The organism is Enterococcus sp. DIV0806c, from assembly GCF_051710905.1.
GTDB lineage: Bacteria > Bacillota > Bacilli > Lactobacillales > Enterococcaceae > Enterococcus_B > Enterococcus_B mundtii.
The window spans coordinates 1924354-1936667 of the sequence record NZ_JBIOLO010000001.1; the positions used below are offsets into that span (position 1 = coordinate 1924354).

The window sequence follows — 12314 nt, forward strand, 5'->3', positions numbered from 1 at the left end:
ATTTAAAATTGATCTAAAACAAACCGAACAGCTTTCTCAGGATCTCTTGTCAAACCAATGTATTCTGCACCTTTTGTGGCAACCAATTTAATCCCTAAACGATCTGTGTCTTCCTTGATGTCCTCATAGTAAGATTGGACTTGCGGCGCCAAGACGATCATATCAAAGTCTTCCATCATCTCGTAATGAGAACCATAAGCACCTGCTAAAGCACTGATTGGTGCATCAAATTCTTTTGCTCCTTCTTTCAAAGCATTTGCAAGCATAGCACTTGTACCTGCGCCTGCGCATAAAACTAATACATTGATTTCTTTACCTGAATCAGCCAAAGAACTCGCTTCTGTTGCTAATACTTCATTCGCCGGAATCGTCACGGTCACTTTTGTTTCGTTTTCTTGCATGGCTACTTGTTCTGCTTGTCGCGCTTCTTGCTCGACTAGCGTCGCATCATACGCCTTACAGAATGGGAAATAGATGGCAAAGTCGACGAGAATCAAAACTGCGGCTAATACAAACGCCAAAACCCCCATGCCAGTTCCTAAGACTAAACCAATCGGAGCTGGCGTTGCCCAAGGTAAGACATACATGAAACTATTCATTCCAAACACATCAACAAAAAACTTGAACAAGCAAACGTTTACAATCGGTGTCAATAAAAATGGAACAAAGAAATACGGATTCAAAATCATCGGTGCCGCAAACAACAACGGCTCATTTACTGCAAAGCTGACTGGAATAACTGAAGCTTTACCAACCGCTTTTAACTGTTTGGATTTTGCAAATAGCAAAAAGATAAACGGAACGACTAAAGTCGCACCTGTTCCACCCATCGTTCCGACAAAATTCCCTAAACCAACAGTCAATACATGTGAAGCTTGTTCCCCGGAATTAAACAGTTGTAGATTGGTTTCGACATTCGCATAAATGATCGCTGCAATCGCTGGTTCAACAATCGATGGACCATGGACACCAACAAACCAGAAAAATGCCATAGCACCCCAGATCACGGCTATCCCCAAATAGCCATCTGCTGCTGTAAATAGTGGTTGCAATAAAGTGATGATGGCTTCTGCAAAAGAGATGCCAAAAAGACTACGTGCAGCTAAGTCGACCAACACGGCGGCAAAGACAGAAAATGAAAATGGAAAAATATCGCGGAACGTTTGAGAAATTGTTCCTGGTACTTCTTTTGGCATCTTGATCGTAATATCTTTTCGTACACAAAACTTATAAATGTTTACAGTAATAAATGCAGCGATGAACGAAGCAAGCAACCCTTTCGTTCCCATATATTCTGTTGAAAAACCACCTTCGATTGGTGAAACACTCAACAATAAGAAACTAACTAAAGAAGCAAGCATTACCGATGTAGTATTGATGATTTTATTTTTCGGCATTCTCCGATTCATCGATTCAGCTAAACAGCGTGCAGTAGTTGTAGAAACTAATATGCCTACGACCCCCATCGAATAATTGTAGATTTTCCACAACCAGGTCGATACTCCTTCTGGCCATTGAAAACCAAAAATCTCAGGAACTGCCGCAATCAAAATAAAGATACTTGAAAATAAAATTGCTGGCATAGCCGTCAAGAATCCATCTCTGACCGCACCTAAGTAAATGTTACGTGAGATTTTTTCAAAGATCGGTTTGCCTTTTTCAATTTGCTTGATGATCCCATTCATGCTTTTCACTCCTAGTGATTATTTGTTTTTATATAACTCAATGAAATCTTGGATCAAATCTCTTAGCAATAAAGTAGTCATCAAGTGATCTTGTCCATGGATAAAAATAAATCCCATATCCATATCTTTTCCTGAAGCCTCTTCTGCTAAGATCTTTGTTTGCGAATTATGGGCTAATGTCAAATTCTCATCTGCATCCTTCAAGGCTTCTTCCACACGATCAAATTTTCCTTGACGGACTTCTCTTAATAATGTGAGTAACGTACTACGTGCATCCCCTGAATAAGCCACGATCTCAAAACCTAACATTTGCAATTCTTCTTTATTCATCTTCCATTCCTCCAACTTAAATGATTGTTTTTGTTTCACTGACGAATTTGTACCAATAGGCGGACTCTTTAGGGTAACGTTTTTGTGTTTCGAAATCGACATAGAAGAGTCCGTATCGTTTGTTGTAACCATTTGACCAAGAGAACAAATCCATTAACGACCATAGGAAATAGCCTTTCACGTTTACTCCAGCAGATATAGCTTGGCTCAATGATTCTAAATAGACTTTCAAATATTCGATCCGCGGTTGGTCCATGATCACACCATCATCGAACTGATCTTTGAATCCCATCCCATTTTCAGTGATGTAGATTTTATTGTAGTGAGGATAATCTTCCTTGATACGTAACAATAGATCATATAACCCTTCTGGATAGATCAACCAGTCCCAATCCGTTCGAGGGATTCCTTCTTTATAGATCCGTTCTCCAATTCCTTTTACTTTATAAACAGAAGTTCCTTTGTCCCCTGTTCCATTATGATGGATCGCATTCTCTCCATGATACGCTTTGACAAAGTGACATTGATAATGGTTGATACCCAAGTAATCATTACGGTGCGAGGCACGCTTCATCTCCGCCAAATCCTCTTCCGGAAAATCATAACTTGCGCCGTTTGCTTCACAAATCTCAGCAAGCGCTGACAATGTTTCATCAGAGTAATATCCTAAGTAAGTGGCATCTAAGAGGAAACGGATCGACAACGCATCATCTAAGAACGCTGCATGTTGATCTTCCAAAGCGTCCGATGCAGGATATTTCGTTTCTAAAGAATGAACCACACCAATTTCACCGGCATATCCCTCGTCCTTGAACAAGTTCACCACCCTTGCGTGCGCATACATCATGTTATGCAAACAAGCAATGATTTTGGTAAAATCATAGGTTATTCCTGGTGGGAAAATCCCTAATAAATATTGATTCGTTGCCACTGGATAAATCTCGTTGAATGTACTCCAGTAACGTACTTCTTTAAATTCATCAAAGCAAAATTTTGCATACGCAACAAACGCTTCTATATTGTCTCTATTTAAAAAATCACCCTGATCAAATAAAACTTTTGGGGTATCAAAATGATGGAGCGTCACAAAAGGAAGTACACCATGTTTCTCACAAGCTGCAAAGACCTTATGGTAAAATGCCACACCCTCTTCATTCACTTTCCCAGTTCCATCAGGAAAAATACGACTCCACGCAATGGATAAACGTAACCCATTCACACCAAACTTCTCACATAATTCAATATCTTTTTCATATTGATGATAGAAATCACTTGCCGGATCAGGACTGAATCTTCCTTGTTTCTCTAAAAACTCGTCCCAAGCAACTTCACCTTTTCCGCCCTCTTTTGTTGCGCCTTCTACTTGGTATGCCGCTGTTGCTCCGCCAAAAATAAAATCTTCTGGTAATTTCAGCATCTCTTCCCCTACCTTCTTGTCTACTAATTTATATAACAACACGAATTGTAATCGCATTCAAAACATTTGTCAACAAAAACAAACAAATTCAATCAATAAATTGCATTTATTTGAAATAAAAGGGGGGATTGTTTGTTTAGGTTGATTATTTTTGTTTGCATGTGTTTGTTTTTGTTGACCTCCATTCTATTCTATGGTAGATTATTTGTGAATTGGGAGTGATTAGATGTTAAAAAGAGAGCGCTTACTAACAATTAGTGAGATGGTGAATAAAAAAGGGATTTTAACGGTCAGTGAGATCATCGAACAATTGAATGTCTCTGATATGACCGTTCGTCGAGATTTGGATGAGCTAGAAAAGTCAGGAAAATTATTGCGTATCCATGGTGGGGCCCAAAGTCTTACCTATACCCTCGACCAAGAATTATCACATACAGAAAAATCAGTCATGCAAATCAAAGAAAAGCAACAGATTGCGGCAACAGCTGCACAGTTGATCAATGAAGGTGATACAGTCTTTTTGGGTCCAGGAACGACGATCGAGTTATTAGCTTCTCACTTGATCCACAGAAAACTGCGGATCATTACGAATAATTATGCCGTTTTTGAAGTGTTAGCCCAAGCAGAAGTTCCCGAAATTTTGTTGATCGGTGGCGACTTTCGAAAAAACACTGGTGCATTTGTCGGCCCCATCACCAACGATAACCTCAGAAAACTGAAGTTCACCAAATCATTTATCAGCGCTAACGGTGTGCATAATGAAGCAATCTCAACCTATAGTACCGAAGAAGGTGAAGCTCAACAAATTGCCTTGAACCATTCGAAAAATAAATACTTATTAGTGGATCACCAAAAATTTAATCGCGATGACTTTTATATCTTTTATCAATTACATGATTTTGATTTACTGATTACTGATCCACACATCAAACCACATGTGAAAGATCATTATTCGCAATATGTCCAAATAAAATTAGCGGAATCGCTAGAAAATGAACTTTAGGAGTGAACGTATGAAAGGAATTATTTTTGATTTTAACGGGACGATGTTCCAAGACTCCCATTTACATGAAGCGGCTTGGGTCCAAATGATCCATCATTATTCTAAAAAAGAGCTTTCTGATGAAGACATTGTTAAAAATATCCATGGACGTACCAATAGTGAGATATTGAATTATTTTATCTCCCCTACTTTATCGAAAGAAGAAGTCGAGAAACTATCAAACGAGAAAGAGGCATATTATCGCACTCTTTGCTTAGAAAAACCGGATGATTTAATGCTGACGCAGGGATTGATCGGTACTTTGGACATATTAAAAGAGGAAAACATCCCGATCACGATCGCTACAGCTACAGTCAAAGATAACGTTGAATTTTATTTTGAGATTTTTGATTTAGTAAGATGGTTTGAATTTGATCAAGTCGTTTACGATGATAATACTTTCCCAGGTAAACCACAACCTGATATCTTTATCAAAGCCGCACAAAAATTAGCTCTTGAACCAAAAGATTGCTTGGTCATTGAAGATGCTTATTCTGGACTTTTAGCAGCCAAGCGTGCAAATATCGGTACGATCATCGCCATTGATCCATTTGGGAAAAATCGCCAGTTATTCTCCAATCAAGAACTAAGAAAAGATGGTGTGATAGAGAATTTTGATGATTTCTATCTCAATTTCTTCTCCACTGCAACTTCATCAAAAAAAAGATAGACGTATGATCGTCTATCTTTTTTGTATTTATTTACGTTTTTTTCCGCCAAACGCATCTTTTACTTTATCAAAAAAACCATCTTCTTGTTGCTCTTGAACATGCATGCCGCCTGCTTTAGCAAATGCGCGTAAAGCTTCACGCTGTTCTTCATTGAGGTTTTTAGGTGTAATCAATTTCACACGCACATGTTGGTCCCCTGTAGACCCACCACGTAAACGTGGCGCTCCTTTACCACGTAAACGGAAGTTCGTTCCCGTTTGCGTACCAGCAGGGATTTTCAATTTGACATCCCCATGAACGGTTGGCACTTGTACTTCATCACCCAGCGCTGCTTGCACGAAGCTTAATGGTAACTCATAATAGATCTCAGAACCATCGCGATCGAAGATATCACTTTCTTCTACTCGGAAGACCACATATAGATCTCCGAATGGACCACCATTCTCGCCTGCTTCACCTTGTCCTGCTAAGCGCATTTGTTGTCCTTCTTCCACACCGGCTGGTACATTCACTTTGACCGTATGTGCTTTCTTCTCATGACCAGAGCCATGACAAGTCGGACATGGTTCTTTGATTTCTTTCCCAGTGCCTCGACATACATCACAAGTTTGACGGCTCATCACACGACCAAGTGGTGTTTGACGTTCCACATTGATCGTTCCAGAACCATGACATTTATGACAAGTCGTCGGTTGTGTTCCTGGTTTTGCACCATTTCCGCTACACGTGTGACAAATTTCTTCACGATTGTATTTGATTTCTTTTTCTACCCCAAAGATTGCTTCTTCGAAGGATAAATTGACTGTATATTGTAGATCTGATCCTTGACGAGGGGCATTTGGATCAACAGATCTTCCACCACCGCCAAAAAACGAATCAAAAATATCTTCAAATCCACCAAAGCCAGCTCCACCACCGGAGAAGCCGCCAAAGCCACCAAAGCCGCCGCCACCAGCGCCATAATTAGGATCAGTTCCGGCATGTCCGTATTGATCGTAAGCCGCACGTTTTTGTGGATCACTTAAAATCTCATAAGCCTCGGAAACTTCTTTGAATTTTTCATCAGCATCAGGCTCTTTATTGATATCTGGATGGTATTTCTTTGATAACTTTCGATAAGCTTTTTTTATTTCGTCTTCTGAAGCTCCCTTTGACAGCCCCAAGACTTCGTAATAATCACGTTTTGTTGCCATAGGCTTTCCTCCTATTGGTTCTCTTCATTTCCACGTCGTTTGTTATCATATCACACTTTGATCGAAACAAAAACCGGAAATTTCGAAGTATCGACTAAAGAAGAAAAAATCGATCATTGATTTCTATGGCACAAAGAAAAGATAACATTTCTCTTCTTGATCCAAAGAAAAATCATAACTGATGACTTGTTACTTTACTCTAGTGATGCTTCTAAACTGCATAAAATAAAGTGATACAAGATTATTCCCTCGGAAATAAGCCGAAGAATCGCGAAAATATGAGAAGCTATTTTCGAATTCTTCGGCTTATTCTAAAGCGGGACTTGATCTCTTTAAGTGAAACTAAATGAACTGATTATTTTTTGTCGTCATCGACTTCTTCAAAATCAGCATCTACGACATCATCCGCTCCGCCTTGGGCAGCTTCAGGATTTTCTTGAGCTTGTTGTTGTGCCGCTTGTTCATATAATTTAACTGTCAAGTTTTGCACGATTTCGTTCAACGCATCACGTTTTGTTTTCATTTCTTCGATGTTGTTTGCTTCTACTGCAGCTTTCAATTCGTCACGAGCTGCCTCAGCTTTTTTCACTTCTTCTTCGTCAACTTTACCTTCTAATTCTTTCAAGGTTTTATCAACTGAGAATAGCAACGCATCGACATCATTACGTAGATCAACTTCTTCTTTACGTGCTTTATCTGCTTCTGCATTAGATTCAGCATCTTTCACCATACGTTCGATTTCTTCGTCTGTTAGACCTGAAGAAGATTTGATCGTGATTTTTTGTTCTTTTTGTGTACCTAGATCTTTGGCAGATACATTTACGATACCATTTTTATCAATATCGAATGTTACTTCGATTTGAGGGATACCGCGTGGTGCAGCTGGAATGTCTGTCAATTGGAAGCGACCTAATGTTTTATTGTCCGCAGCCATTGGACGTTCCCCTTGTAATACATGGATATCTACAGCAGGTTGGTTATCCGCAGCTGTTGAGAATACTTGTGATTTACTTGTTGGGATTGTTGTATTACGATCGATCAATTTTGTAAATACGCCACCCATCGTTTCGATACCCAATGATAATGGAGTTACGTCTAGTAAAACAACGTCTTTTACATCACCAGTGATCACGCCACCTTGGATTGCTGCACCCATCGCTACAACTTCATCTGGGTTTACTGATTTGTTTGGTTCTTTTCCTGTTTCTTTTCTTACAGCTTCAACAACCGCAGGAATACGAGTTGAACCACCGACTAAAATCACTTCATCGATTTCTGATTGTGACAAACCAGCATCTTTCAATGCTTGACGTACAGGAACTTTCGTACGTTCCACTAAGTCAGCTGTCAATTCATCAAATTTTGCACGAGTCAATGTCATTTCTAAGTGCAATGGACCAGCATCACCAGCTGTGATAAATGGCAAGCTGATTTGAGTGCTTGAAACACCTGAAAGGTCTTTTTTCGCTTTTTCAGCAGCGTCCTTCAAACGTTGTAAAGCCATTTTATCTTGACCTAAGTCAATGCCATTTTCTTTTTTGAATTCAGCAACCATATGATCAATGATTTTGTTATCAAAGTCATCTCCACCTAAATGGTTGTCTCCAGCAGTAGATAATACGTCGAATACGCCATCGCCTAATTCAAGGATCGATACGTCGAATGTACCACCACCAAGGTCAAATACTAAGATTTTTTCATCGCGATCTGTTTTGTCTAAACCATAAGCTAGTGCTGCCGCAGTCGGTTCATTGACGATACGCTCTACTTCTAAACCTGCAATCTTACCAGCATCTTTAGTTGCTTGACGTTGTGCGTCATTGAAGTATGCAGGAACAGTGATAACTGCTTTTTCTACTTTTTCGCCTAAATAATCTTCTGCGAATCCTTTGATGTATTGTAAGATCATTGCAGAGATTTCTTGTGGTGTATATGATTTACCTTCAACATCCACTTTATAACCAGCTTCACCAATATGGCGTTTGATGGAAGAAATTGTATTAGGGTTTGTTACTGCTTGACGTTTTGCGACTTCCCCTACTTGGATCTCACCATTTTTAAATGACACAACAGAAGGTGTTGTACGGTTTCCTTCTGGGTTTGCAATGATTTTTGCTTCATTTCCTTCTAATACAGCTACTGCTGAGTTTGTAGTACCTAAGTCAATTCCGATAATTTTACTCATAATCAACGTCTCCTTATCTTATTACTAAGTTGTTGTTTCTATTCCATCATGACTTTATTGCGCAACGATAACCATTGTCGGTCTCAATACGCGGTCATGTAATTTATAGCCTTCTTGTAACACTTCAACGATCGTATCAGCAGGTAATTCATCTGTTGCTGGTACCGTCTGAACTGCTTGATGCAATGTCGGATCAAAAGGTTCACCTTTTGCAGGGATTTTTTCGATTCCTTCTTCCTTCAATGCATGTTTCAAACTTTCAAGAACCATCTCGACACCTTTTTTCAAACTTGCACCTTGCTCATCAGATACTTCTGTTGCTAAAGCACGTTCTAAGTTGTCGATCGAAGGTAATAATTTTTTGGCTAAATCTTGTGAACGATATTTTTGCAATTGCTCTCGTTCGTTTTTACCACGATTTGCCATATTAGCGATTTCTGCTCTCGCACGCAAAAACTTGTCTTCCATTTCATCAAATTCAGCTTGGAGATTTGCAAGTTCGTTTGCTTCTTCTTCCACTTCTGAAACTTCCACTTCTTCCGTTTCTGGATCTAGCTGCGTATCATTCAATTCCTGATCTAATTCTTCATGGTTTTCTTTCATGATGCAGTCTTCCTTTCATTATTCAGTCAGATGCTTGATCGCTCAAATCGAAAAAACGATCAGTCACTTTTGTGATTGTTCAAAAATCCGAGCGATCAAGTGTGCGATAATAATCAGCGAGTTTGTGCGCCAATTCTTTTCGATAGACATCGACAAGGCCTAACATTTTGGAATATGGCATACTAGTTGGTCCTAGCAATGCGATGGTTCCACGTCCATGGCCGACGATTTCATAACTCGCTTGGATCATACTCATATTTTGCAATAGGTCATTGCCTATTTCCGAACCGATTTTGATATGTATCTTGCTATCCATCGGTACGATCATCTGTGTCAGTTCATAGGAATCTGTCATAAATGAAAACATTGACTTGAACTGATCCACATCTTGCAACGGTTCATAATCCAATAAGTTCATTTGGCCACTCACATAAACTTTATCTTCAAACGCGTGACTCAAAACCGTATCAAAGAGACTTGACATCCCTTCCGTTGTTTGAAAATATTTATGCAAGATCATCGGGATCTCCGTGCGTAATTTGTTGTATACCGTCACTAACGGATCTCCTACCAAACGGTCATTGACAATACGAACCATTTTTTCTAAGTCCTGACTACCTAAGTTTTCAGGAAGAGTAAAAACCTGACTTTCAACGTTCCCATTGTCAGTCACAACGATCGCAATGACCTGACGACTATTCAATGGCACGATGCGAAAACCGGTCAAACGGCGATCTTTAATCTCGGGTCCTAACGAAAAAGTAGTGTAACTAGTCAACTCAGATAAAATCTCAGCTGATTGTTTGATGATTTCGTTGATTTCATGGAATTCCTTGTTTAAAGACTGTCGAATTTGGTGCAAATCATCATTTGCTACACGAGCAGGTCGTAACAGATGATCCACATAATAACGATAACCTAGCGCAGACGGTATACGTCCAGAAGAAGAATGTGTCTTTAAAAGTAGACCTTCATCCTCTAAAGCTTTCATATCATTACGGATCGTCGCTGGACTTGCCTCGACTCCTTCCGCCATTAACGTTTTGGAACCAACGGGCACCCCACTACTCGTATAGTTTTGGATGATCAGACGTAAAATATCACTTTGTCGCTGTGTTAACATCTTTCTCACCTCTCATTAGCACTCTTAGCTTCTAAGTGCTAACCCACTTATAAATATAGCAAGAAGACTAAAAAGTGTCAAGGAAAAGAACCCACTTTTTTAGCACTCTTACATTGAGAGTGCTAATCAATTTTCAACTTGCTTAAAATACCGTCATATCAGGCATTTGATCATAAAAAACTTGATTAAAATCGTTTTTTTATTTCGTTGTTATAAAAAATTTAAACAATCATTCAGTCGTTTACCAAGTCCTTATCCAATAAAAAACGTTCGAATACATTATTCCCCAAAAAAGTTCCTTTTTGTGTCAAATATACTCGGTCTTCTTCATTCACTAACAACTCTTCTGCTACTAACTCATCCAGGACAGATTGATACAACGATTCAATCGATTGACCATAACGCTGTAAAAAGTGTTGCTTCTCAATGCCCACCTTTTTTCTTAAACCAAGAAACATCTCTTCCTCGATTTGATTCTTACGAGATAACTCTTCACGTTCTAATACTGGTAGCTCACCTTCACGTAACGGACGCAAATAATGTTGGATCGGCCCTTTATTTCGATATCGCGTATGATCCAGATAGCCACTTGCTCCTGCGCCAAAACCGAAATAGTGATCATTATTCCAATACATCAAATTGTGTTGGGATTCATGACCAGCTAAACCAAAGTTACTGATCTCATATTGACGACGTTGATGTTTTTCCATCGCCGCAATCGTTTCTTCAAACATCCGTGTCTCCGTCTCTTGATCTGGCAACTGCAACCGTCCTTGTCGAACCCAATTCATGAACATCGTTTTATTCTCTAAAATCAATGAATAAAGAGAATAATGAGGCAAGTCTAAGGCTAATGCCCGCTCTAACGTATCAAGATAGCCTTCTAATGTCTGTCCAGGTAATGCATAGATTAAATCAATGCTGACATTTGAGAAATTTTCCGCCTCTAAAAATCGCATCGTTTCATAGACATCTTCCGCCGTATGTTTTCGACCAATTTTCTTTAATAAGCGATTATCAAAGGTCTGGACCCCCATCGATAAACGATTGACCCCATAATTCTTCATTACTTGTAGCTTTTCCCTTGTCAAATCACCAGGATTCGCTTCCACCGTAAACTCTTTTCCTTCATTAAAAGGTAAGATCTCTCTGGCACCAGACAATAGTCGATCGAGCTGCTTAGCCGATAAAGAAGTCGGCGTTCCACCACCCACATACAGTGTCTCCAATTCATTCACCGGACGACACTCCATCATGATCGCCATTTCCTTTAGTAGCATTTCGACATACTCATCCACTGGTTGACCTTCCAGAAACACTTTATTGAAGTCACAGTAATAACAGATATGTTCACAAAACGGGATATGGATATAAGCAGAAACCTTATGTTCTGCGGATTTGTTTGTTTCTTTCATTTGATTCTCTTTCTCCTTACGCCAAAAAGTCGTACCGCTTTTCGACCACTCTTTAAACGGTGCTCAAGTGCCAACTCCTTGAAATAAGCCAGCAATTTTCAAAACATGAAAAGCTGCTTTCTTATTGTCATCGGAGCTAACCGGCACTTTCACGACCTCTTATATACGCATACTAAACGTATTTAACAAACAAATCCACTAAAAAATCCAAGAATCGATTTCTTGGATGAGTTTTTCTTTGGTTGTTGTGGAGACTTGGTTGTAAATTTCCAGTGTGGTTTTCATGTTGGCATGCCCTACACGTTCCATGATTGCTTTGTGCCGCTTGAAAACAGGAATCAAGTGATTCGATTCCTATTTTCATACTATTTTTGTTTTTTTACTGTCCACTTGACAAGGGGCACTTCAAAGGATCAACCTTTGGATTCCCCCCCCTAATTTTACTTCTCATACTATATTGATTTCCTTTCTGGCTAATATCTCCTTAACGAATGGACTATCTATTTAAACAGCAACGATGATTATATTTCCCATAAATTTTCAGTCTAGTTTAATAGTATGTATAAATCGTTATCCGTATTATTTAGCTAATCCTACTAATTTGGTTACCTCTATTTGCCCCTTTGCCACAAGCAAAGCTTCTATATCGC

10 protein-coding genes and 1 pseudogene are annotated in these 12314 nt (G+C 39.3%); 2 read left to right on the forward strand and 9 right to left on the reverse strand.

Features of this window, described 5'->3' with window-relative positions:
• Positions 1-2: 2 nt before the first annotated feature.
• The 4 genes and pseudogenes from IGK77_RS09070 to lacG form a co-directional block, all read right to left on the reverse strand.
• Positions 3-401 (reverse strand): lactose/cellobiose PTS transporter subunit IIB, encoded by a 399-nt coding sequence (locus tag IGK77_RS09070; protein WP_374955056.1) that lies wholly within the window; start codon positions 399-401, stop codon positions 3-5.
• Positions 401-1685, reverse strand: a pseudogene (locus IGK77_RS09075) (PTS transporter subunit EIIC); the annotation flags it as partial. The pseudogene IGK77_RS09075 and the gene IGK77_RS09070, both read right to left, overlap by 1 nt.
• Before the next feature lie 18 nt (positions 1686-1703).
• Complete coding sequence (locus tag IGK77_RS09080) at positions 1704-2015, reverse strand: PTS lactose/cellobiose transporter subunit IIA (RefSeq protein ID WP_010735223.1); 312 nt, start codon at positions 2013-2015, stop codon at positions 1704-1706.
• A gap of 16 nt (positions 2016-2031) precedes the next feature.
• On the reverse strand, positions 2032-3432 hold the full coding sequence (gene lacG, locus IGK77_RS09085) for a 6-phospho-beta-galactosidase (RefSeq protein WP_071866247.1): 1401 nt from the start codon (positions 3430-3432) through the stop codon (positions 2032-2034).
• Between the two features lie 226 nt (positions 3433-3658).
• Between lacG and IGK77_RS09090 the strand changes: the two genes are divergently transcribed.
• Both IGK77_RS09090 and IGK77_RS09095 read left to right on the forward strand, forming a co-directional pair.
• Positions 3659-4435, forward strand: coding sequence for a DeoR/GlpR family DNA-binding transcription regulator (locus IGK77_RS09090; RefSeq protein ID WP_071866246.1), 777 nt, complete (start codon positions 3659-3661; stop codon positions 4433-4435).
• Positions 4436-4445: 10 nt separating this feature from the next.
• Positions 4446-5144, forward strand: coding sequence for an HAD family hydrolase (locus IGK77_RS09095; protein ID WP_071866245.1), 699 nt, complete (start codon positions 4446-4448; stop codon positions 5142-5144).
• Positions 5145-5171: 27 nt separating this feature from the next.
• Here the strand turns inward: IGK77_RS09095 and dnaJ are convergent, their stop codons facing one another.
• The 5 genes from dnaJ to hemW all read right to left on the reverse strand — a co-directional run bounded on the left by dnaJ (position 5172) and on the right by hemW (position 11664).
• A complete protein-coding gene (gene dnaJ / locus IGK77_RS09100; protein ID WP_010735219.1) occupies positions 5172-6338 on the reverse strand; it encodes a molecular chaperone DnaJ in 1167 nt (388 codons plus the stop codon).
• 355 nt (positions 6339-6693) lie between these two features.
• Positions 6694-8523 carry a molecular chaperone DnaK gene (gene dnaK / locus IGK77_RS09105; RefSeq protein WP_010735218.1) on the reverse strand — a complete coding sequence of 610 codons (1830 nt, stop codon included), beginning with the start codon at positions 8521-8523 and terminating at the stop codon, positions 6694-6696.
• A 54-nt stretch (positions 8524-8577) separates the two neighbouring features.
• Positions 8578-9126, reverse strand: a complete 549-nt coding sequence (gene grpE, locus IGK77_RS09110) for a nucleotide exchange factor GrpE (protein WP_010735217.1) — start codon at positions 9124-9126, stop codon at positions 8578-8580.
• A 79-nt stretch (positions 9127-9205) separates the two neighbouring features.
• Complete coding sequence (gene hrcA / locus IGK77_RS09115; protein ID WP_071866244.1) at positions 9206-10249, reverse strand: heat-inducible transcriptional repressor HrcA; 1044 nt, start codon at positions 10247-10249, stop codon at positions 9206-9208.
• A 233-nt stretch (positions 10250-10482) separates the two neighbouring features.
• Positions 10483-11664 carry a radical SAM family heme chaperone HemW gene (gene hemW / locus IGK77_RS09120; protein ID WP_074801517.1) on the reverse strand — a complete coding sequence of 394 codons (1182 nt, stop codon included), beginning with the start codon at positions 11662-11664 and terminating at the stop codon, positions 10483-10485.
• Positions 11665-12314 lie beyond the last annotated feature (650 nt).